At 67.4% G+C, this 21,671-nt stretch carries 15 protein-coding genes and 1 pseudogene; 11 read left to right on the top strand and 5 right to left on the bottom strand.

What is annotated here, in order from left to right; translation table 11 throughout:
• Position 1: 1 nt before the first annotated feature.
• Complete coding sequence (locus AC4D2Q_RS01335; protein ID WP_490944402.1) at positions 2 to 1,360, bottom strand: glutamyl-tRNA reductase; 1,359 nt, start codon at positions 1,358 to 1,360, stop codon at positions 2 to 4.
• 157 nt (positions 1,361 to 1,517) lie between these two features.
• On the opposite strand from AC4D2Q_RS01335, the gene hemE reads away from it, so the two are divergent.
• The 8 genes from hemE (at position 1,518) to hemL (ending at position 10,348) form a co-directional block, all read left to right on the top strand.
• A complete protein-coding gene (gene hemE, locus AC4D2Q_RS01330; protein ID WP_490944400.1) occupies positions 1,518 to 2,579 on the top strand; it encodes a uroporphyrinogen decarboxylase in 1,062 nt (353 codons plus the stop codon).
• A gap of 74 nt (positions 2,580 to 2,653) precedes the next feature.
• A complete protein-coding gene (gene hemG / locus AC4D2Q_RS01325) occupies positions 2,654 to 4,144 on the top strand; it encodes a protoporphyrinogen oxidase (protein WP_490944399.1) in 1,491 nt (496 codons plus the stop codon).
• 74 nt (positions 4,145 to 4,218) lie between these two features.
• Positions 4,219 to 4,938: a hydrogen peroxide-dependent heme synthase gene (gene hemQ / locus AC4D2Q_RS01320; protein WP_490944397.1), complete on the top strand. Its 720-nt coding sequence runs from the start codon at positions 4,219 to 4,221 to the stop codon at positions 4,936 to 4,938.
• Complete coding sequence (locus AC4D2Q_RS01315) at positions 4,935 to 6,143, top strand: ferrochelatase (RefSeq protein WP_490944395.1); 1,209 nt, start codon at positions 4,935 to 4,937, stop codon at positions 6,141 to 6,143. The genes hemQ and AC4D2Q_RS01315 overlap by 4 nt, the downstream gene beginning before the upstream one ends.
• Positions 6,143 to 7,099: a hydroxymethylbilane synthase gene (gene hemC, locus AC4D2Q_RS01310; protein WP_490944392.1), complete on the top strand. Its 957-nt coding sequence runs from the start codon at positions 6,143 to 6,145 to the stop codon at positions 7,097 to 7,099. Before AC4D2Q_RS01315 ends, hemC begins: the two co-directional genes overlap by 1 nt.
• A gap of 24 nt (positions 7,100 to 7,123) precedes the next feature.
• On the top strand, positions 7,124 to 8,005 hold the full coding sequence (locus tag AC4D2Q_RS01305; protein ID WP_490944390.1) for a uroporphyrinogen-III synthase: 882 nt from the start codon (positions 7,124 to 7,126) through the stop codon (positions 8,003 to 8,005).
• A gap of 34 nt (positions 8,006 to 8,039) precedes the next feature.
• Positions 8,040 to 9,023: a porphobilinogen synthase gene (gene hemB / locus AC4D2Q_RS01300; protein WP_400931423.1), complete on the top strand. Its 984-nt coding sequence runs from the start codon at positions 8,040 to 8,042 to the stop codon at positions 9,021 to 9,023.
• Positions 9,023 to 10,348, top strand: a complete 1,326-nt coding sequence (gene hemL, locus AC4D2Q_RS01295) for a glutamate-1-semialdehyde 2,1-aminomutase (protein ID WP_490926568.1) — start codon at positions 9,023 to 9,025, stop codon at positions 10,346 to 10,348. The genes hemB and hemL overlap by 1 nt, the downstream gene beginning before the upstream one ends.
• A 135-nt stretch (positions 10,349 to 10,483) precedes the next feature.
• Here the strand turns inward: hemL and AC4D2Q_RS01290 are convergent, their stop codons facing one another.
• From AC4D2Q_RS01290 to AC4D2Q_RS01275, 4 genes and pseudogenes are all read right to left on the bottom strand, one after another.
• Positions 10,484 to 11,323 carry a MetQ/NlpA family ABC transporter substrate-binding protein gene (locus tag AC4D2Q_RS01290; RefSeq protein ID WP_490926569.1) on the bottom strand — a complete coding sequence of 280 codons (840 nt, stop codon included), beginning with the start codon at positions 11,321 to 11,323 and terminating at the stop codon, positions 10,484 to 10,486.
• A gap of 321 nt (positions 11,324 to 11,644) precedes the next feature.
• Positions 11,645 to 12,322, bottom strand: a pseudogene (locus tag AC4D2Q_RS01285) (methionine ABC transporter permease); the annotation flags it as partial.
• The gene (locus AC4D2Q_RS01280; RefSeq protein WP_490944387.1) at positions 12,319 to 13,308 is read right to left on the bottom strand and encodes a methionine ABC transporter ATP-binding protein; all 990 of its coding nucleotides are present in this window, start codon (positions 13,306 to 13,308) and stop codon (positions 12,319 to 12,321) included. The pseudogene AC4D2Q_RS01285 and the gene AC4D2Q_RS01280, both read right to left, overlap by 4 nt.
• Positions 13,309 to 13,642: 334 nt before the next feature.
• Positions 13,643 to 14,326 (bottom strand): 3'-5' exonuclease, encoded by a 684-nt coding sequence (locus AC4D2Q_RS01275; protein WP_490944385.1) that lies wholly within the window; start codon positions 14,324 to 14,326, stop codon positions 13,643 to 13,645.
• A 73-nt stretch (positions 14,327 to 14,399) separates the two neighbouring features.
• On the opposite strand from AC4D2Q_RS01275, the gene AC4D2Q_RS01270 reads away from it, so the two are divergent.
• The 3 genes from AC4D2Q_RS01270 to AC4D2Q_RS01260 are packed head-to-tail and all read left to right on the top strand — an operon-like array spanning position 14,400 to position 21,645.
• Positions 14,400 to 14,804: an MGMT family protein gene (locus AC4D2Q_RS01270; protein WP_490944383.1), complete on the top strand. Its 405-nt coding sequence runs from the start codon at positions 14,400 to 14,402 to the stop codon at positions 14,802 to 14,804.
• The gene (locus tag AC4D2Q_RS01265; RefSeq protein ID WP_490944381.1) at positions 14,801 to 18,127 is read left to right on the top strand and encodes an ATP-dependent helicase; all 3,327 of its coding nucleotides are present in this window, start codon (positions 14,801 to 14,803) and stop codon (positions 18,125 to 18,127) included. The genes AC4D2Q_RS01270 and AC4D2Q_RS01265 overlap by 4 nt, the downstream gene beginning before the upstream one ends.
• Entirely contained in the window at positions 18,124 to 21,645 is a 3,522-nt protein-coding gene (locus AC4D2Q_RS01260) for an ATP-dependent helicase (RefSeq protein WP_490944379.1), read from the top strand. Before AC4D2Q_RS01265 ends, AC4D2Q_RS01260 begins: the two co-directional genes overlap by 4 nt.
• Positions 21,646 to 21,671: the final 26 nt, after the last annotated feature.

Below are 21,671 nucleotides of genomic sequence, written 5' to 3'. Positions count from 1 at the left end.
TTCAGGCGGAGGCTGCGGTGTCCGTGCCGTCTTCGGAAGCGGAGGAACCGGCGTCGGGCTGTCCGTGTTCTGCGTGGGGCGCTGCCGGGCGCCGGCGTTCCACCGGCTGGTCAGGGGTGATTCCAAACAGGGCCTCGAGGCCCTTGATGTAGTCATCCTGCTGCCCGCTGGCAGCAAGTTCACGGGCCCGGACGGTGGGAACGTGCAGGAGCTGCTTGACCATGCGGCGCATGGCGAACTCAACTTCCTCCGCCGCGCCGGTGCAGCCGTGCTGGGCACGCACCTTTTCCAGCTCGGAATCCAGGACGTTCAGGGTATGCCGGCGCAGGGCCACAATGGCGGAATCCATCTGGCGGCTCAGCTGGAGCTCGGAGAACGCCTTGGCTGCATCGGCCACGATGCCGCTGGCCTGCTTGAGCGATTCCGCCTGCTCTGCCGGGGCCGCCAGCCGCACTGACTCCAAAGTAATCAGGTCCACGCCGTCCACTTCGCGGACGTCGGGGTCGAAGTCGTGGGTCAGGGCCAGGTCGATGATGATCAGCGGCTTGTTGCTGGCGGTGCGGACGCGGCGGATGTCCTGGGCTCCCACCTGGCTTTCGCTGCCGCTGCAGCCAATCACGACGTCCGCTGCGGCCAGTGCTGCCGGCAGCGAATCACGGGTCAGCGGGGTGCCGCCGCGCGATGCGGTGAAGGACTCGGCGCGGCCCGAGGAGGAATAGACGCTGACGCGGGTGCAGCCGCGCTCCTTGAGCAGGGCCATGGTGGCTCCGGCATATGCGCCGGTGCCGAACACCACGACGTCCTTGGCGGACCAGTCCGCGTCCATCGAGAGGTCAGTGGCCAGTTCCAGCGCCACGGACACAATGGAAAGCCCCCGTTTGCCGAGGGCTGTCAGTGCTCCAACATCTTTGGCTGTGCGTGAGGCTGTCTGGAAAAGCCGGGTCAGGCCGCCGCTGGCGGTGCCTTTTTCCTGGGCTTCGATCAGGGCCCGCCGGACCTGGCCGGCGATTTCGCGTTCGCCCACGACGGCGGAGTCCAGGCCGGCTCCGACGGCGAAAAGGTGCTTCGCCACTGATTCGCCGGTATTCGTGGCGAAGGAGCGGGACACCAGATCCTTGGTGAGTCCGGAATGCCGGCTGATTTCTGCGACGACGGCGGAGCGGGCTGCTTCAATGTCCGCCTCCGATTTGGCCTCGCAGTAGACCTCAAACCGGTTGCAGGTGGCCAGGACCACGGATCCGGTCACCGCCGATCCGGTTTCTAGCAGGGAGGAAGAGACCTGGGAGGCGCCGGCGCTGAGGCGGGCAACGGTTTCCAGATCAACATCGGAGTGCGTCGCAATAAGTGAAAGTAGAACCACAGTGCCTCAATACTAGCCACCGTCTTCGGTAACACCCCAATAGGGCGCCCTTACCTGGGCCCTTTTGGGCCGTGTTTCCCGTCACCGTAAAGCTAAGGAAAGGCTCGTCAGGACCGCCCGGTTATCCTTCGCGGAGAATTTTGGAGAGAATCAGGGTATGACTCTTAGCGCCTCTCATCCGCTCATGGATGGCCGCACGGCCGATTCCCCCCTGATAACGGCATACCGGGGTGGAACTCCGTCCCGCCGGCCGGTCTGGTTCATGCGCCAGGCCGGAAGGTCGCTGCCGGAATACCGCAAGCTCCGGCAGGGCATCGCCATGCTGGACTCCTGCCTGGATCCGGCGCTGGCTTCGGAGATCACCCTGCAGCCGGTCCGCCGGCACGACGTCGATGCCGGCATCTTCTTCTCGGACATCGTCATTCCGCTCAAACTGGCCGGCGTGGACGTGGACATAGTTCCCGGCGTGGGCCCCGTCCTTGGCACTCCGGTGCGCTCCGCAGCGGACGTGGCTGCCCTGCCCGTCCTGACCGAGGATGCGCTGGAACCAATCCGTGAGGCTGTCCGGCTCACCGTGGCGGAGCTGGGAAACACGCCGCTGATCGGTTTCGCCGGTGCCCCCTTCACGCTGGCCGCCTACATGGTGGAGGGCAAGCCGTCCCGAGACCACCTCGGTCCGCGCACCATGATGCACGCCGACCCCGAAGCGTGGAGCGCCCTCACCCGGTGGGCGGCCGATGCCTCCGGGATGTTCCTGCGTGCGCAGCTTGAAGCAGGCGCAAGTGCCGGGCAGCTCTTCGACTCCTGGGCCGGCTCGCTGGGTCTGGCTGACTACACCGCCCACGTGGCTCCGGCGTCGGCCCGTGCACTGGATCATGTCCGGGACCTTGGAGCGCCTCTGGTGCACTTCGGCACAGGCACCTCCGAGCTGCTCGGTGCCATGCGCGACGTCGGTGTTGACGTGGTGGGCGTGGATTACCGGCTGCCGCTGGATGAAGCCAACCGCCGCCTCGGCGGGACCACGCCGCTTCAGGGCAATATTGACCCCGCGCTGCTGAACGCTCCCTGGCCGGTCCTGGAAGCACATGTCCGTGAGGTCCTGGCCGCCGGAGCCGCCGCGCCGGGCCACGTGGTCAACCTGGGCCACGGCGTTCCGCCGGAGACGGATCCTGACGTGCTGACGCGGGTGGTCGAACTCATCCATTCGGTGGAGCCGTAACCATGCCGCACCGTCCCGTTCTTCCCCATTTCTCCACGGCACTGCCCCATTTCCCTGCAGCACGGAAAGCCGCTGTGGAAGCTGAGGCTGCAGAGCCCGCTGCACCGCGCGTCAGCGCCGTCGTGGTGGGCGGCGGTATTTCCGGACTGATAGCAGCCCGCGACCTGGCCCTCAGCGGCCTGGCCGTGACCCTGTTTGAGGCCGGCACCGAACTGGGCGGGTGCGTGGGCACCCATCAGGTGGCGGGACTGACTCTGGACAGCGGGGCCGAATCTTTCGCCACCCGCTCCCGGGCAGTACCTGAGCTCATCGAGGAACTTGGGCTGGGCGACGCCGTCGTGGCCCCCGTTCCCGGCGGAGCCTGGCTCCAGCTGGCCGGAGATGACCTCCCCTCCGCTGCCCAGCGGATGCCCCAGAGCGGGTTGCTCGGCATTCCGGCAGACCCCCGTGCTCCGGAAATTGTCCAGGCCATTGGACGCACCGCGGCCGCACGGGCAGCGCTGGACAAAGTGCTGCCCGTGGGCAGCCTGACCCGCCGGGACACCGTGAGCCTGGGCGAAGTGGTCCGGGCTCGGATGGGCGAGGTTGTGCTGCGCCGTCTGGTGGCTCCCGTAGTGGGCGGCGTGTACTCCTCGGATCCGGATGTCCTGGACGTGGACTCGGTGGCCCCGGGACTGCGCGCAGCGCTGGCCAAGCACGGCTCCCTGGCCGGAGCAGTGGCCTCCATGCGTGCCTCGGCACCGGCCGGCTCCGCTGTAGCCGGCCTGGCCGGCGGCATGGGCATGCTCACCCGCGCCCTGGAAAAGGAACTGGTGGCCCTGGGCGTCAATCTTTGCACCGGCACACCCGTTGCCGCCGTGGAGCGGCGCAGCGGCGGCGGCTGGCTGGTTACCCCGGCTGCACCTGACCCGACGGCCGAGGCAACGGTGTCCGCGGACGTGCTGGTGACGGCCACCGACGGCCCGTCCGCCGTGGACCTGCTGGCCGGAAACGTTCCGGAACTGGCGGCGGCCCGCCCCGGTGCCGGACCCGGCGTCGCCCTCGTCACCCTGGTGGTGGACCAGCCGGACCTGGACGCGCACCCCCGCGGCACCGGGATCCTGGTTGCCGCAGATGTTGAGGGCGTGGATGCCAAAGCCCTGACCCACGCCACCGCCAAATGGCAGTGGCTTGCCGACTCCACCGGACCGGGAACGCACGTGCTGCGGCTCTCCTACGGGCGGGCACTGAGTGCTGCCGATGCTGCCGCGGCTTCCCGGCCGAGCGCGGTGGACCGGAACGACGATGACCTCTTTGCCCAGGCACTGGCGGACGCTTCGGCGCTGCTCCAGGTGCCCCTGGGTGTCGATGACGTTGTTGGCTGGGACGTTGTCCGCTGGGTCGGCGCCCTGCCCTCGGCCGCCGTCGGGCACCGTGACCGGGTGGCTTCGGTGCGCGCCGCAGTGGAAAAAGTGCCCGGCTTGGAAGTGGTGGGGGCCTGGCTGGCGGGAACCGGGCTGGCTGCCGTTACTGCCGACACCCGCACCCGGATGACCCGCCTCTTGGAGCAGCTGGACCGGGTGTGACATTAAGCACTTTCTACAACAAGTAGAAGTGGAGTATTTCGTCTAAGGCTGTCCAAAAGGGCAGACTGTTAATCATGAGTGAGCCCATGGGTCAGAGCACCGCAGAAACAGCCGACACCGAAGAACAGTTCTTTACCCTCTGGACCGTTTTCAAGCGGTCCGCCGCAGGTGGAGTAACCGCAGCGGCTGAGGATTCCGAGGAAAACGTCAGGGCCTTTGAGGCGCTGGCTGCCCAACTGGCTGATCGCCACGTAACTCTTCGCGGGTTGTACGACGTTTCCGCGATGCGTGCCGACGCCGATGTCATGGTGTGGCTGCACGGCGGCCGCGCGGAGGACCTGCAGTCCGCCATCCGCGACATCCGCCGCTCCGGCCTCTTCACCGGCACGGAGATCGCCTGGTCCGCCATGGGCGTGCACCGCGACGCCGAATTCTCCAAGAACCACTGGCCCTCCTACGCCCGGGGCATCGATCCGGAAGCCTGGATCTGCGTCTACCCGTTTGTCCGCTCCTACGAGTGGTACCTGCTGCCCGCCGAGGAACGCGGCAAGATGCTGCGTGACCACGGCATGCTGGGCCGCGAATTCCCGCAGGTCCTCGCCAACACGGTGGCTTCCTTTGCACTGGGGGACTGGGAATGGATCCTGGGCCTGGAAGCTCCCAACCTGGTTGACCTGGTGGACATGATGCGCCACCTGCGCTCCACCGAGGCCCGCAACCACGTCCGCGAAGAAATCCCCTTCTATACCGGCCGGCGCATCGCCGCCGCCGAGGTTGCCGAGGTACTGAAATGACGACATCCCTGAACCACGAGTCCGCCGGCGAGCCCGCTTCCTTCAACCCGCTTGAGGGTGTGGACGAGAACGGCCGGATGGAGCCCAAGCATTACGACGCCATCCTGCTGGCCTCCTTCGGCGGTCCCGAAGGGCAGGAAGACGTCATCCCGTTCCTGCGCAACGTCACCCGCGGCCGGGGCATCCCGGACGAGCGGCTGGAAGAAGTGGCCACCCACTACCGCGCCAACGGCGGCATCAGCCCGATCAATGAGCAGAACCGCGCGCTGAAGGCAGCCCTCGAGGCTGAGCTGAAGCGCCGCGGCATCGACACCCCGGTGCTCTGGGGAAACCGCAACTGGGCGCCGTACATCAAGGACGTGCTGCAGGAAGCCTATGACACCGGCTACCGCCGCCTGCTGATGGTCACCACCAGCGTGTACTCCTCGTACTCCAGCTGCCGCCAGTACCGCGAGGACCTGGGCATGAACCTGCTGGCCACCGGACTGGACAAGAAGCTCCAGGTGGACAAGGTCCGCCAGTACTTCGACCACCCCGGTTTCGTTGAGCCGTTTGTGGAAGGCGTCCGCGACTCCCTGGCGCAGGTCCGAGCCCAGCTGGCCGAACGCGGCGAGGAGGGCGGGAAGATCGAGATCCTCTTCTCCACGCACTCCATTCCCACGGCCGACGCCGAAGCCTCCGGCCCGCGCGACCGCGAGTTCGAAGAGGGCAGCGCCTACGTGGCACAGCACCTGGCCAATGCCCGCGCCATCATGGACCGCATCCCGGAAGCTGCCGGCCTGGACTGGCAGCTGGTCTACCAGTCCCGGTCCGGATCCCCGCACACCCCGTGGCTGGAACCGGACATCAACGACGCCATCGCTGAACTGCCCGCCAAGGGCGTCCAGGGCGTGGTGATTGTTCCCCTGGGCTTCGTCAGCGACCACATGGAGGTCCTCTGGGACCTGGACACCGAGGCGATGGACACGTGCAAGGAACTGGGCCTGGCCGCCCACCGCGCGCCCACGCCCGGCATCCATGACACCTTCGTCGCCGGCCTGGTGGACCTGCTCTGCGAGCGCACCGTCGAGAACAACATCTCCGACCGTCCGGCCCTGACCAAGCTCGGACCCTGGTACGACGTCTGCCGCCCCGGCTGCTGCGCCAACCTGCGCGGCGAAAAGCCCACCATTGCGGGCGCCGATTCCACAGTGGGGATCCAGTAGTGGCCCATTCGCCCGTCCTGATTGGAACCCGGGGCAGTGCCCTGGCCGTCACCCAGACCACCACCGTGGCCAACGCGCTTGCTGAACTGGGCGGCTTTGACGTTGAACTGGTCCGGGTCCGGACCGAGGGCGACATCAACCGCGCAGCACTGTCCCAGATCGGCGGCACCGGCGTATTCGTGGCGGCGCTGCGGGACTCGCTGCTGCGTGGGGACTGCGACGTCGCCGTGCACTCCCTCAAGGACCTGCCCACCGGGGCAGCGGACGGCCTCACCATCGGCGCCATCCCGGCCCGGGTGGATGTCCGGGACGCCCTGTGCGCCCGCGATGGCCTGACCCTGGCCCAGCTGCCGTCCGGTGCGCGCGTGGGCACCGGATCGCCGCGGCGTGCCGCGCAGCTGCGCTCGGCACGTCCCGATCTGGAGATCGTGGACATCCGCGGCAACGTGGACACCCGTCTGGGACGCGTGGCAGGGCTGGTTGAGGGCGCCCCCGGCGACCTCGACGCCGTCGTACTGGCCGCCGCGGGACTGGCCCGCCTGGGCCGGCTGCAGATGGTTTCGGAATTCCTTGATCCCTCCGTCATGCTGCCGGCCCCGGGCCAGGGTGCGCTGGCCGTGGAATGCCGCACCGCCGATGCCGCAGAAGGTCCGCTGAGCCGTGCGCTGGCCGTCTATGACAACAACGCCTCCCGTCTGACGGTGACTGCCGAGCGGGCGCTGCTGAACCGGCTGGAAGCAGGCTGCACCGCTCCCATCGGCGCGCTTGCCACCTTGACCGACGCGCGCCTGCACCTGGAAGCAGTGGTCTGCAGCGACGACGGCGTTAGGGTGCTGCGGCGATCGGCCGCTACCGCCGAACTCGACGAAGACGGCGCCCGGGGCCTGGGCATCCGCCTGGCCGAGGATCTGCTCGCCGCCGGCGCAGCGTCCCTGACGGATCTCGCAGTCAGCTAATGTCCTTGACCGGGAGCCGCTGACATGCCGGAGCAGCAGGAAGCGCGGCCGAATCTGGCCGGGCTGAACGTCGTGCTGCCGCGCACCCCGGACCGCGCCGCCGCAATGACCGCCGAACTGGCGGCCTGCGGCGCAAAGGTGTCCCTGATGCCGCTGATCGATTTCCAGTTCCCCGCCGACACGGGAGAATTGGACGGTACGCTGCGGTCCCTGCGCTCCGGACGGTTCGCCTGGGTGATTTTCACCAGCGTGACCACGGTGCGTGCGATGGTGCGGCGCTGCGCTGCCCTGGGCGTGCCGGTGGCCTCGGTGATTCCCGCCGGCACCCGCATCGCCGCTGTCGGCAGCGGTACGCGGAAGGCGCTGGAGGACATTGGGCAGGACCTTGACCTGATGCCCGACGGCGACCAGTCCGCCCGCGGACTCGCTGAATCCTGGCCGCACCCCGAGGACTCCGATCCCGAGGGCGGGGCACTGCGCATCCTGCTGCCGCAGGCAGACCTTGCGGACCCTGCTCTCCGCGATGCGCTGACCTCCCTGGGATGGGACGTCCGGGCCGTGACCGCATACTGCACCGTGGATTATCCCGCCGCGGGCGTCCGTTTCACCCCCGCCGCCGAGGCCGGCCCCTCCGGCGGAAACCTCCTGCTGACGCCGCAGGAATTCGCGGCCGCTGCACCCGCAGGCCCCCGCGCCGTGGTGCTGACCTCACCGAGCATCGTCCGCCGGTTCCTGCGGCTCTGTGCTCCCGTGCCGCCGGGCACCGTGCTCGTTGCCATCGGGGACAGCACCGCCGCGCAAATGGCTGAACTCGACATGCCGGCGGATGCAGTGGCGAACCAGCCAACCCCTGAGGGAATAGCGCGGGCACTGTCTGTTGCTATGTCTACGGGTCCTACAAACTAGTTTCCCATCATTACCGGAAGGCAGATTTACCTCTATGAGCTTCCCCCAGCACCGTCCCCGCCGGCTCCGCACCACGCCCGCCATGCGCCGGCTGACCGCCGAATACCGGCTGGATCCCGCCGAGCTGATCCTTCCCGCCTTTGTCCGCGAAGGCATCACCGAGCCCAACCCGCTCACCTCCATGCCCGGCGTCGTCCAGCACACCCTGGACTCCCTGAAGAAGGCCGCCGCCGAGGCCGTTGAGCTGGGCGTGGGCGGCATCATGCTCTTCGGCATTCCCGCAGAGCGCGACGCCGTCGGCAGCGCCGGCACCGACCCCAACGGCATCCTGAACCGCGGGATTGCCGCCGTCCGCGAGGAAGTCGGCGATGACCTGGTCATCATGAGCGACGTCTGCCTGGACGAATTCACGGACCACGGACACTGCGGCGTGCTGGATGAAAACGGCGTCGTGGACAATGACACCACTTTGGAGATCTACGGCCGGATGGCTGTGGAACAGGCACGTGCCGGTGCGCATGTCCTGGGCCCGTCCGGCATGATGGACGGCCAGATCGCCGTGATCCGCCAGGCCCTGGACGAGGCCGGCTTCACCGATGTTTCACTGTTCGCCTACGCCGCCAAGTACGCCTCGGCGTTCTACGGCCCGTTCCGCGAAGCCGTGGACTCCCAGCTGCAGGGCGACCGCCGCACCTACCAGATGGATGCCGCGAACCGCCGCGAAGCCCTCCTCGAAGTGGAACTGGACCTCGAAGAAGGCGCGGACATGGTGATGGTCAAGCCGGCCATGAGCTACCTGGACGTGCTGGCCGACGTAGCCGCCATGTCCCCGGTCCCGGTGGGCGCTTACCAGATCTCCGGCGAGTACGCGATGATTGAAGCCGCCGCCGCCAACGGCTGGATTGACCGCCGCCGGTCCATCGAAGAGTCCGTCCTGGGCATCAAGCGGGCCGGCGCGAACATGATTCTCACCTACTGGGCCACCGAGCTGGCGGCCTGGCTGAAGGAAAGCAAGTAATGTCCTCACCTGTCTCACCGTCTTCCTCCGAAGAACTCTTCGACCGCGCCCGGGCACTGATGCCCGGCGGCGTGAACTCACCGGTCCGGGCCTTCGGTTCCGTGGGCGGAACGCCGCGCTTCATGGTCTCCGCCAAGGGCCCGTACATCACGGACTCCGAAGGCCGCGAATACGTGGACCTCGTCTGCTCCTGGGGCCCCGCCCTGGTGGGCCACTCCCACCCGGACGTCCTGGCGGCGGTGCACGCCGCCGTGGATAACGGCTTGTCCTTCGGCGCGTCCACCCCGGCCGAAGCCGAACTCGCGCAGCTGGTCATGGACCGGGTTCCGGGCGTGAAGCGCCTGCGCATGGTTTCCACCGGCACCGAAGCCACGATGACCGCGGTCCGGCTGGCCCGCGGCTACACCGGCCGGAACCTGATCATCAAGTTCGCCGGCTGCTACCACGGCCATCTGGACGGGCTGCTGGCCTCCGCCGGCTCCGGCCTGGCCACCCTGGCCCTGCCGGGCTCCGCCGGCGTCACCGCTGCCACCGCCGCCGAGACGCTGGTGCTGCCGTACAACGACGTCGCTGCCGTTGAGAAGGCCTTCGCCGACCACGGCGCGGACATTGCCGCCGTCATCACGGAAGCAGCGCCGGCCAACATGGGCGTCGTGACTCCGGCTCCGGGCTTCAACGCGGCCCTGTCCCGCATCACCGCCGAAAACGGCGCCCTGCTGATCCTGGACGAGGTCCTCACCGGCTTCCGCACGGGTCCGGCCGGTTACTGGGGCCTCACCGGTGCGCAGGAAGGCTGGACTCCGGACCTGTTCACCTTCGGCAAGGTCATCGGCGGCGGCATGCCCGTCGCCGCACTGGGCGGCCGTGCCGACGTCATGGACTACCTGGCCCCGCTGGGCCCGGTCTACCAGGCCGGCACCCTCTCCGGTAACCCGATCGCCATGGCTGCCGGGGTTGCCACGCTGAAGGCCGCCACCGCGGAGGTCTACGCCACCGTGGACGCACGCTCCGCCGAGCTCTCCGCCGCGGTGTCCGCCGCTCTGACGGAGGCCGGAGTGGATCACAGCATCCAGCGGGCCGGAAGCCTCTTCAGCGTTGCCTTCGGCACCTCCGCCACGGGCGTGCACAACTATGAGCAGGCCCAGGCGCAGGAAGCCTTCCGGTACAAGCCCTTCTTCCACTCCATGCTGGATTCGGGCGTGTACCTGCCGCCGTCCGTCTTTGAAGCCTGGTTCCTCTCCGGGGCGCACGACGACGCCGCCATGGAACGCATCTACGCGGCGCTTCCGGCGGCCGCGAAGGCTGCCGCGGACGCCACGCCGTAGCCGGGCGGCCGCCTCAGCGCGCAGCCGGTTCCCGGCCGCACGACAAAAAACCCCGCACGTCCCTGATCCGGGAGGTGCGGGGTTTTTTGATGCGGCTTTCAGTGCGGCTGATGCCGCCTGCTGCCAAAGCTGCTGCTAGAAGGCAGCGGTCATGTCACCGTTGGGCCAGGTCTCTTCAATGAAGGCCTTCACCTCGGGGGAGTGGAGCAGCTCTTCAAGCTTGTCGATCCGGGCGTCCCTGTGGCCGGTCTTCCAGGCGAGGAAGTTGGCGTACGGGTTGTCCTCCACCGATTCCACCAGCAGGGCATCGTCGGTGTTCAGGCCTGCTGCCAGGATGTAGTTGCCGTTGAGGATGGCCAGATCAACAGTGTCATCGCTGAGGTCATTGACCAGCAGTTCCGGCTGGTTCTCCACGAATTCCAGGTGCTTGGGGTTCTGCTCGTCCGTCAGGGCGAGCACGGAGGCGTCGTCCTCCACGTTCTCCAGCAGGCCGGCTTCCTCCAGGAGCGTCAGTGCGCGGGCCTGGTTGGAGGGGTCGTTGGTGATGGCCACCCGGGCGCCGTCGCCCACGGACGAGATGTCCTCGTGCTTTTCGGAGAAGACGGCGTACGGCTCAATGTGGATGCCTTCGCCGTGCTCAAAGTCGTAGCCACGGCTCTGCACCTGCTCTTCGAAGTACGGCAGGTGCTGGAAGTAATTGGCGTCCAGGGAGCCGTCATCAAGGGCGATGTTCGGAGTGACGTAATCGTCGAACTCCTTGATGTTCAGCTCCAGGCCCGCGTCCGGTGCCAGATGATCGGACACGAACTGCAGGATCTGGGCGTGCGGCAGCGGACTTGCGCCCACTGTCAGGGTCACCGGGTTGGCCGGGTCCAGGGTGTCGACGGCGTCGCTGGAGGCGTCGGAGCCTCCGCAGGCCGACAGCGCCAGGGCTGCGGCCACACCGGTGGCAACGAGGGTCAGTGATTTACGCATTTGATGCGTTCCTTTCAAATGACACGGGTCAGGAGACGTCCAACCCGGACAGTGGGCAGCTAGCGGCTACTGGCTGCGGTTTCACGTCCGGCATTCCCCGCAACTGCGGGGCCTGCCGGACGGAAGGTTTCGGGGCGGCACGGGGCCGCCGTCGGATGGAAGCGGCGGCAATCAGCGGGAGAGGGAGGACGAATCCGTCCGGCCCTGCACACTCTGGTCGGAGGAGGAAGCGGAGCCGGCAGCGCCGATGGAAGCGCTGACGCCGGCGTCCGGGGCTGCGGCGGCTGAACGACGGCGGCGCCGGGCTCCGCCGTCGGCCGAGCGGTGGTCGACGCGGCGGGCCACGATGTCTCCGGCGATCTGGATGATCTGGACAATCACCACAATCACGATGATGGTGACCAGCATGACCCCGCTGTCGAAGCGCTGGACGCCGTAGTTATAGGCCAGCTTGCCCAGCCCGCCGCCGCCGACGATTCCGGCCATGGCGGAGTAGCCCACCAGGGTGACCATGGTGGTGGTCAGGGCCGCAACCAGGCCAGGCATCGCTTCGGGAAGCAGCACCTTGGTGATGATCTGCATTTTGGTGGAGCCCATGACCAGGGCCGCGTCGATCTTGCCGCCGGAAACGTCCCGCAGTGCGGTTTCAACCAGCCGGGCGAAGAACGGGATGGTGCCGATGCTCAGGGCCACGCACGCAGCGATCGGGCCGATCGAGGTGCCGGTGATGAAGCGGGCGAGCGGAATGAGGGTCACCATGAGGATCGCGAAGGGAACCGAGCGGGTGATGTTGACGATGACGCCGCTGACAATCCGGTTGGTGACCGGCATGGGCCGCAGCCCGCCGGATGCACTGGTGTGCAGGAAGATGCCCAGCGGAACACCGATCAGCAGGGTCACCAGCCCGGAGATTCCCACCATCTGGAGGGTTTCCACCAGGGCGTCCGGCAGGGCTTTGGTGATGCCGGGGTTGTTGAAGAGTTCAGTCAGGAAATTCATGCGGCCACCTCCACGGCGACGCCCTGATTGGCGAGGTAGTCGGTTACGGCGGTCATGTCCGTATGCACGTCCAGCTGGATCCGCAGACGGCCGAAGCGCCTGCCGGCCAGTGTCTCGACGCTTCCGGCGAGGACATTGACATCGGTGTTGAAGCGCCGGGTGAGGGCGGAGAGCACGGGCTCGGTGGCATTGCCGCCGGTGAGCAGCAGTTCCAGCACGGGGCCGGTGGGATCACCGGGCAGAAGCGGAGTGGCGGGCAGCGGAATGAGCTGCTTGGCCAGCCGGCCGCCCAGGTTCGAGGCCACCTCGTTCAACGGGCCGTGCTCCGCCACCCGTCCTGCTTCGAGCAGGGAGACGGAGTCGCAGATGCGCTTCACGACGTTCATCTCATGGGTGATGATCAGCACGGTCAGGCCCAGCCGGTGCGACAGATCCGAGATCAAATCCAGAATGTCATCGGTGGTGCCGGGGTCCAGGGCCGAGGTGGGCTCGTCACACAGCAGGATGTCCGGATCGGAGGCCAGCGCGCGGGCAATGCCCACCCGCTGTTTCTGCCCGCCGGAAAGCTGCGCGGGATAGGCGCCGGCAAAACTTTCCAGTCCCACCAGGCGAAGGAGGCTGGAGACCTTGTCCTTGATGTCCTGTTTTTTGGCTCCGGCGAGTTCCAGCGGATGCGCAATGTTGGCGGCCGCTGTGCGTGAATCCATCAGGTTGGCATGCTGGAAGACCATGCCGATGCGGCGCCGGGCGGTGCGGATTTCGGAATCCCGAACCGCGGTCAACTCCCGCCCGTCGATGGTGACCGAGCCCGACGTCGGCCGGTCCAGCAGCGTCAGGCACCGCACCAGGGTTGACTTGCCGGCGCCGGAATGTCCGATAATCCCGTGAATGGATCCCCTGGGCACGCTCAGGCTCACGCCGTCGAGCGCAGTGACGTCTCGGTCGCCCTGGCGGTATACCTTGCGCAGGTCCGTAACTGTGATCATTGATCCTCGTGGTCTGTATATGGGGGCTGGTCATCGGACAGCTGCCAGGGCACGCAACGGTGCCGGGGCCGTCCGGGTGCCGGGGCCAACTGGAGGTGTCTGCCAATCACGTGGCACGAGACGCGGGACCTCGGGAGGAACCCCGCCACAGGGTTCTCCAGGGCACGCCTGGGGCGCCATCAGCGCCTAACACAGCTGCAAGTATCTCATGCAGACGCTCCAAGGCATGATTCGTTCGTCCTGTGTGAAGCAGTGCTCCGGGCTGCGGCTTAGTGTTACGCCGTGAACCTGGCGGAGCGTCATGCCGGCGGCGGCTGCGTGTGCAGCGGGTCCCTTAGCCGCGGGCGGGCCAGGTCCCGTCCACCACGGCGCCCGGATCCTTGCGCCGCAGATAGTCCTGGAAACTGGCAGCCTGTTCGCTGGCCCATCGGACCTGGTCCTGGTGGAGCTGTGAGGCGTCACCGTGCAGTACGGGGAACTTGCCGGCCAGCGCCCGGGCCACCCCGATCGTGGCCATGACATCGGCAGCGGAGGTGTGGGCGTTTTCGAAGCCGATGCCGTAATGCTCGGTCAGCGCTGTCAGGGTGCGTTTTCCCCGCCGGTAACGGTCCACCTGCTTGTCCAGGATGTAGGGGTCGATCACGGGTGCGGGAACCGGAGCAGCCAGGCCGAAGCGGCTGCACTCGCGGTTCAGGACGGTGAAGTCGTAGGAGGCGTTGAACGCCAGGACGGGAATGCCGGCGGAGAACATGCTGCCCAGCACGCCGGCGATTTCGGCGGTTACTTCGGCCGCGGGACGGCCCTGTGCACGGGCGTGTTCCGTGCTGATGCCGTGAATGGCCGCCGCCTCGGCGGGGATGTCTTCTTCCACGGCGGCGAGCCACTCATGGTGCTGCAGAACTTCCCCCCGGCCGTTCACGAGGATGATGGACGCGGTCACGATGCGTGCCGTCTGCGGGTCGCGGCCGGTGGTCTCAAGATCAAAGGCCGCGTGGGGAAGTTCATGCCAGCTGTTCATCAAATAAACGTACCTTTGGGCACTGACATTCGAAGATTCGGGGCGTCCCTGCCGTCCGGTCTACGCTGGACACATGCGCAGGAACTACGTCGATGCCGTGCGTTCGGTGGTTGGGCTGATCCCGCCCGCACATGTCCTTTCCTACGGGGATGTGGCGGAGATCCTCAGCCAGGGCGGTCCGCGGCAAGTGGGCGCAGTTTTGTCCCGGCACGGAGCGGGGCTGCCCTGGTGGCGCGTGATCCGCGCCGGCGGTGAACCTCCGCGGTGCCACGGCCTGCGGGCCTGGGAGCATTACGCTGCCGAAGGCACCCCGGTGAAGGGGACCCCGGACGACGACGGCGGCGGCTACCGGGTGCGGATGGGCGCGGCCCGGTGGTTCCCTTCGGAAGCGGACTGGGCAGCACTCGAGGTCTTGCGTGCCGGGCTGGCTGAAGCCGGTCCGAAAGTGTCGGCAGGACGTGATGAAGTAGAGGCATGAGCGTAAAACTGCACCTGGTGGGGCCCTCGGCGGCAACTGCACAAACCCCGGAGCTGACCCCGGACCAGCAGGCGGTGGTGGATCTGCCCGCCGGCAGCGGGCCGGTCCTGGTGCTGGGCGCCCCCGGCACCGGCAAATCCACTGTGCTGGTCGAAGCCGCCGCAGCCCGAATCAACCGCGGGCTCGATCCGGCGGGACTGCTGCTGCTGGCCCCCACGCGTCTGGCCGCGGCGGCCCTGCGCGATGCGCTCTCGGCCCGGCTGCAGGGCACGCTGAGCACGTCTCCCGCCCGCACCTGGGCTTCCTACGCTTTTGACCTGATCCGGCGCGCCAAGGCGGAGGGCCGCCTGCCCTACCTGACACGGGCCCCCAAGCTGCTGTCGGGTGCGGAGCAGGACGTCATCATCAAGGAACTTCTGGAAGGACACGGCCAGGAGGGCATTCCTGCCCTGCCCTGGCCGGAGTCGCTGGACCTGGCCCTGCCGACGCGGGGCTTCCGGCAGGAAATCCGGCAGCTGTTTGACCGCATCATCGAGTACGGGATCTCCTCGGAAGAGGTTGCCGATCTGGGACGACGGCACAACCGGCCGGACTGGGTGGCTGCCGCCGCCCTGTACGCGGAATACCGGGATGTCCTGGACATCCGCATGCCGGAGGCCTTTGACCCGGCCGGGATCATCACCACCGCACTGGAAATCCTGGAAGCTGATCCGGAGTTCCTGGCGGCGGAACGCGCCCGGCTGCAGCTCATCCTCGTGGACGACCTGCAGGAGGCCAACCCTGCCATCCATGCTCTGCTGGGCCTGCTCGCCAAGGACAGGGACGCCGTGGTGACCGCCTGCCCGGATACCGTGGTGCAGGGTTTCCGCGGAGCCCGCCCGGATCTGCTGGGCAAGCTTGCATCCACTCTGGGCGAAGGACTGCAGACCTTCGTCCTGTCCGGTCCGCACCGGCTCACGGGATCGATAGCCTCCGCCTGGCTGCGCACCGCCTCCCGCATTTCAGTGGTCGGGCAGCTTCCCCGGTACCGGGCTGCTGTTCTTCCCGCCGCTGATCTTCCCGTTACCGGGCCGGAGGAACCGGCCGAGGGCGCAGTCCAGGGTGAGGTACCCGCTGACGCGTTGGCTGCGGGCCGGGCCGAGGCCCACGTCGTCGATTCGCCCATGCACGAACTGCGGTACATTGCGCAGCGAATTCTTCAAGCCCAGCTGCTGGACGGGCGGAGGCTGGAGGACATGGCCGTCATCGTGCGCACGGGCGGCCAGCTGGCACGCATTCAGCGCTACCTCAGCGGCCAGGGCATTGACGTGAAGGTTCCCGTGGCGGAGAAGGCAGTGCGCGATGAAGCCGCCGTCCGGCCGCTGCTGGAGGCCTTCGCCGTCGTCCTGAACCCGGACCTGCTGACACCGGAAACTGCGGTCTCGCTGCTCACCTCACGAATCGGCGGTGCCAGCTCCATTGAACTGCGCCGCCTGCGCCAGTCCCTGCGCCGGGAAGAAATGCGCGGCGGAGGCGGACGCACCAGCGACGCACTGCTGGTGGAAGCCCTGACGGACCCGCTCTCACCCAGCGGACTCGCGCTCGCCGGTCTGTCATGGGAAGCACGGGCCGCCCAGCGGCTGGCCGCCATGCTCCGCGCGGGGCGTGCTGCCGCGGACCAGCCCGGCGCCACGGCCGAAACCGTGCTCTGGGCGCTGTGGTCGGTCTCCGGCTGGTCCAAGAAATGGGCCGACGCCGCACTGTCCGGCGGGCCTGGCGGCGCACGGGCGGACCGGGACCTGGACGCCATCATGGCGCTGTTCCAGACTGCCGAACGCTATGTGGACCAGCTGCCCGGTTCCACCCCGGCCCAGTTCCTTGAGTATCTGACCAGCTCAGAGCTACCCATGGACACCCTGGCTGCCCGTGCCCAGCGCCGTGATGCAGTGGAGCTGCTGACTCCTGCCAGTGCTGCCGGACGCGAATGGCCCATGGTCATTGTTGCCGGCGTCCAGGACGGGGTCTGGCCCAACCTCCGGCTGCGCGGAGAACTGCTGGGCAGCGGGGACCTGGTGGCCGCCATCGAGCACGGCGACGGCTTCGCCAAGCACCGCAGCCCGCAAACCCTGATGCACGCCACCCGGCACGATGAACTGCGGAGCTTTTCCACCGCCGTCTCGCGCGCCCGGGAGCTGCTGATCTGCACGGCGGTGTCCTCCGATGATGAACAACCTTCCCCGTTCCTGGATCTGGTGGAACCCCTTCCGCCGGAAGCTATGAAACGCGAACGCACGGAGGTGCTGCGTCCGCTCACGCTGCGCTCGCTGGTGGCCGAGCTGCGTGCCTATGCGCAGCAGCCTCAGGAGAAACCCGATCTCGCCCGTGAGGCCGTGCATCATCTGGGCACCATGCTCAACCACCCCGTCCGTGTGCCCGGCGCGGCACCGTCCGAATGGTGGGGGCTGGCACCGCTCTCCACGGACGCCCCGGTGGTTCCGGCACAGACGCCCATTCCCGTATCGCCGTCCAAGGTTGACGCCGTACTGAAGTCTCCCCTCAGCTGGTTTGTTTCAGCTGCAGGCGGGGAGCAGGCCACCGACTTCGCCCGTTCCCTGGGTACCTTGGTGCATCAGATTGCGCAGGACCTGCCGGACGCTTCCGGCAGCGAATACGTCGCGGAGCTGCAGCGGCGCTGGCCGGCCCTGGGCATGAAGGACAACTGGGAAGGCAAAGTGGATTTCAGGCGTGCCGAAACCATGGTGCGGAAACTCGCCGAATACGTCATCAAGATGCGGCAGGAGGGCCGTTCCCTGGTGGATGTGGAACGGGACTTCGCCGCTGAGCTGCCGGTGGAAATCCGCGGACAGGAACGGACCGCCCTGCTGCGCGGGCAGATCGACCGGCTGGAGATGGACGGCGAGGGCCGGTTGTTCATTGTTGACCTCAAGACCGGTAAATCGGCACCCAAGAAAGATGATCTCAAAGAGCACCCGCAGCTGGCCGCCTATCAGGAGGCCGTGCGGGAGGGTGCCGTAAACCGGGACAAGCCTGCAGCGGAAGGGGAGGGCCCCGCATCGGAGCCGCCCGCGCCGTCGGCCCTGCCGGGCGGAGCGGCACTTGTCCAGCTGGGCACCACCAGCAAAGGCGTGTCCGTGCAGGAGCAGGAACCGCTGGATCCCGCAGACACCCGGGCGCAGGACATGATCCGGACGGCGGCGGCGCTGATGTCCGATTCCACCTTCGACACCGTGCACGACCCCACCCGCAGCGGTTTCGGCGGCCACGGCTGCCGTCTTCCTGAAATCTGCCCGCTCTGCCCCGAAGGAAAGCAGGTCACTGAATGAGTGCCCCCCTGAGTGAGACCCTGCCCCCCGAGGTCCCGGGTTCCCCCCGGTATTCGGCCCGTGAGTTGGCTGAAATGCTGCACACCGATCCGAAAAGCTCGGTGCAGTACCCCACGGATGACCAGGTCGGCATCATCGAAGCACCCCTGGAACCGCTGCTTGTCATTGCCGGTGCCGGCTCGGGGAAAACCAAAACCATGGCCGACCGGGTGGTGTGGCTGGTGGCGAACCAGCTCGTGCGCCCGGAACAGATCCTGGGCGTGACCTTTACGCGCAAGGCAGCAGGAGAGCTGGAGACCCGAATCCGGCAGCGCCTTGACCTGCTGCACCGGGTTCTTGCGGTTGGCACCGCGGATCCGGGCCTGATTCCGCCGGGAACCGATCCGGATGAAAGCGCCGACGCCCGCCTGGATCCCACCGTGTCCACGTATCACTCCTATGCGAACGGAATCGTCAACGACTACGGCCTGCGGCTGGGTGTGGAACGGGATTCCGTGATGCTCGGCGGAGCCCAGTCCTGGCAGCTGGCCACCGAGGTGGTCGAGGGGTATGCCGGGGACTTTGAACACTTCACCGCCGCCAAATCCACCCTGGTCAACGGCGTCCTCCAAATGGCCGGCGAATGCGCAGAACATTTGCAGAACCCCGCAGACGTCCGGGAGCACCTGGTCTCGCACCTGGCAGCAGTGTCCGCCCTGCCGTACCAGGCCGGCAAAACCAAAGCCGCAACCGCTGCAGTGCAGAAGCTGATGGACCGGCTGCGCACCCGGATTTCCGTTACCGAGCTGGTGGAGAATTACCGGAGGGCCAAGTCGGAGCGCCGGCAGCTGGACTTCGGTGACCTGGTGGAACTTGCCGCCCGGATCGCCGCCACCATCCCCGAGGCCGTGGAGATGGAACGGGCAAAGTACAAGGTAGTGCTGCTGGATGAATTCCAGGACACCTCCCACGCCCAGATGGTGCTGTTCTCCCAGCTGTTCGGCGACGGCCGTGCCGTGACCGCTGTGGGTGATCCGCATCAGTCGATCTACGGTTTCCGGGGCGCATCAGCGGGCCAGCTGGGCACCTTCCGGAACCAGTTCCCCCTGTTCCTGCCCGACGGTTCGCGGGCACTGGCTCCGGTGGCCAACCTGTCGGTGGCCTGGCGCAATGCCACCTCCATCCTGGCCACGGCGAACGCCGTCTCGACGCCGCTGAATACCATTGCGCCCTGGCTGAAGCAGCAGCGGCTCCCGCAGGTTCCGGAGCTGCAGGCCCGGCCCAAGGCTCCGGTTGGCGAGGTGTACCTCGGCCGCTACCTGGCTGACGTTTCCGTGCCTGCACACGGGGAATCCGAGGCGATCCTCGGCGAAGCCGACGCCGTGGCAGAGCAGGTGCTGCAGCACCGGAAACGGCGGTTCGAAACCGATGACGCGGGCAAGGATCTGCAGCCCACCGTGGCGGTCCTCTGCCGCGGCCGCAAACAGTTCGGCCCCATCCGGGAAGCCCTCGAGGCGCGGGGCATCCCGGTGCAGATTGTTGGGTTGGGCGGGCTGCTGTCCACCCCGGAAGTGGTGGATGTTCTGGCAGTCCTGCGGGTCCTCGGCGATCCGGGGCGGTCCGATTCCATGCTGCGGATTCTGGCCGGAGCCCGCTGGAGGATCGGCCCCGCTGATCTGATGGCTTTGGCTGACTGGTCCCGGCACCTGGTCCGGGTCCGGGAGCGGGCCATGTCCGTGGCGGACGCTGCGGATGTCCACCGTCCCGACGAGGCGCCGGACGGCACTGAAACCGTGGTGGAGGCAGACATGGCCGAAGCAGGCTCCCTGGTGGAGGCTGTGGACTCCCTGCCGCGGCCGGACTGGGTGTCCAACGCGGGCAGGTCCATCTCCGCAGAAGGGCTGCGCCGGCTGGCGCTGCTGCGCGATGAGCTGCGGGACCTGCGCAGCTATGTCGGAGAAGATCTCACCACGCTGATCGGCGAAGTTGAACGGCGGATCCTGCTGGACATTGAAGTGGCGGCCAAGCCCGGGGTCACCATTCATGAGTCTCGGCGGAACCTGGATGCCTTCATAGACGCCGCCGCGACTTTCAGCTCCTCGAGCGAGCGGGTGGACCTGATGGCCTTCCTGGCATGGCTGGAGGCGGCCAATGAGGAAGAAAACGGCCTTCCGGTGACGCAGCTTGAGGCCAGCCGTGAAGCCGTACAGCTGCTGACTGTTCATGCCTCCAAGGGGCTGGAATGGGACGTAGTGGTCATTCCAGGCCTGAATGAGGGCCAGTTCCCCAATGACCGTGATTCGCGCTGGAGCAGCGGAGAAGGGGCCATTCCCTGGCCGCTGCGCGGAGACGCCCCCGATCTTCCCCAGTGGGACTGGGAACAGGAGGATCAGAAAAGCTGGGTGGACAGCGAGAAGGCCTTCAGCGAAGACGCGCGCGGGCATGCCGAGCGCGAGGAACGCCGTCTGGCGTACGTGGCCTTCACCCGGGCCAAGTACGTGCTGATCTGCACCTCGAGCGTGTGGGGAGGGGGACGGTCCAAACCAACTGCGGTTTCGCGCTATCTGCAGGACCTCTACGACCTGGGGGAAGCCGGAGCACCCGGCTTCCGCCTGATGTCCTGGGTGAAGGAGGGCGACGAAGGGGACACCAACCCGGCCAACGCCGATGTCCAGCGCAAAAGCTGGCCCATCGATCCCCTGGGGAAGCGGCGCCCCGGCATGGAGGCAGCCGGGGTTGCCGTACTTGAAGCTGCAGCCCGGCAGACGGCCCGCGTGGGCCAGTCGGAAATCGACATCCTCACTGACGTGGACGGCAGCGCCGGCCAGGCGCAGCATGAGTCCTCCGGGAGTGTGTTTGAACCTACGCGCTGGGCCAAGGAAGTAGAGCTGGTCCTGGCCCGGCACCGCCCCTCGGACGAAGTGGTTGAGGTCGAATTGCCCGCCCACATTTCCGCTTCCCTGCTGGTGGACCTGAAAGATGATCCGCAGGAGGTCACCAGGCAGCTGCGGCGGCCCGTGCCGCGGGAGCCGGGCATGGCAGCACGCAAAGGAACGGCATTCCACGCCTGGGTGGAGGAGTTCTTCGGCACCAGCGGAATGCTGGACATCGATGAGCACCCGGGAGCTGCCGACGCCTACGTGGATGAGGCCTACGAGCTCGATGACATGATTGCCACATTCGAGGCCTCTGCGTGGGCCCGGCGGACTCCGGCCTATATCGAAGTTCCGGTGGAGACACGGGTGGATACCGTGGTGGTGCGCGGACGCATCGACGCAGTCTTCCAGGACGAGGACGGCACCTGGGACCTGATCGACTGGAAAACCGGAGCACCTCCCACGCGGGACAAGCTTGAGGTCCGCTCCGTGCAGCTGGCCGTCTACCGGCTGGCCTGGGCCAGGCTGAAGCAGGTGCCGCTGGAGAAGGTCAATGCGGCGTTCTACTACGTGGCGGCGGACAAACTGATCCGTCCGTTCAACCTGCTGGGCGAAAAGGACCTGGAGGACATCATCCGCAGGGCCAACTCCGCGGACTCCTAGGGAGCTGCCGGGGCGGCCCGGCCTGG

Source organism: Arthrobacter sp. TJ-178 (genome assembly GCF_058269275.1).
The sequence above is the reverse complement of the archived record's forward strand: the minus strand, read 5'-3'. Positions and strand labels throughout refer to the sequence as shown.

What these genes read in the sequence shown, in the direction of transcription:
- hemE (WP_490944400.1), top strand. Translation starts at nt 1,518, where the DNA reads ATGACTCTTAGCGCCTCTCATCCGCTCATGGATGGCCGCACGGCCGAT.
- hemQ (WP_490944397.1), top strand. Translation starts at nt 4,219, where the DNA reads ATGAGTGAGCCCATGGGTCAGAGCACCGCAGAAACAGCCGACACCGAA.
- AC4D2Q_RS01315 (WP_490944395.1), top strand. Translation starts at nt 4,935, where the DNA reads ATGACGACATCCCTGAACCACGAGTCCGCCGGCGAGCCCGCTTCCTTC.
- AC4D2Q_RS01305 (WP_490944390.1), top strand. Translation starts at nt 7,124, where the DNA reads ATGCCGGAGCAGCAGGAAGCGCGGCCGAATCTGGCCGGGCTGAACGTC.
- hemB (WP_400931423.1), top strand. Translation starts at nt 8,040, where the DNA reads ATGAGCTTCCCCCAGCACCGTCCCCGCCGGCTCCGCACCACGCCCGCC.
- hemL (WP_490926568.1), top strand. Translation starts at nt 9,023, where the DNA reads ATGTCCTCACCTGTCTCACCGTCTTCCTCCGAAGAACTCTTCGACCGC.
- AC4D2Q_RS01290 (WP_490926569.1), bottom strand. Translation starts at nt 11,323, where the DNA reads ATGCGTAAATCACTGACCCTCGTTGCCACCGGTGTGGCCGCAGCCCTG.
- AC4D2Q_RS01280 (WP_490944387.1), bottom strand. Translation starts at nt 13,308, where the DNA reads ATGATCACAGTTACGGACCTGCGCAAGGTATACCGCCAGGGCGACCGA.
- AC4D2Q_RS01275 (WP_490944385.1), bottom strand. Translation starts at nt 14,326, where the DNA reads ATGAACAGCTGGCATGAACTTCCCCACGCGGCCTTTGATCTTGAGACC.
- AC4D2Q_RS01270 (WP_490944383.1), top strand. Translation starts at nt 14,400, where the DNA reads ATGCGCAGGAACTACGTCGATGCCGTGCGTTCGGTGGTTGGGCTGATC.
- AC4D2Q_RS01265 (WP_490944381.1), top strand. Translation starts at nt 14,801, where the DNA reads ATGAGCGTAAAACTGCACCTGGTGGGGCCCTCGGCGGCAACTGCACAA.
- AC4D2Q_RS01260 (WP_490944379.1), top strand. Translation starts at nt 18,124, where the DNA reads ATGAGTGCCCCCCTGAGTGAGACCCTGCCCCCCGAGGTCCCGGGTTCC.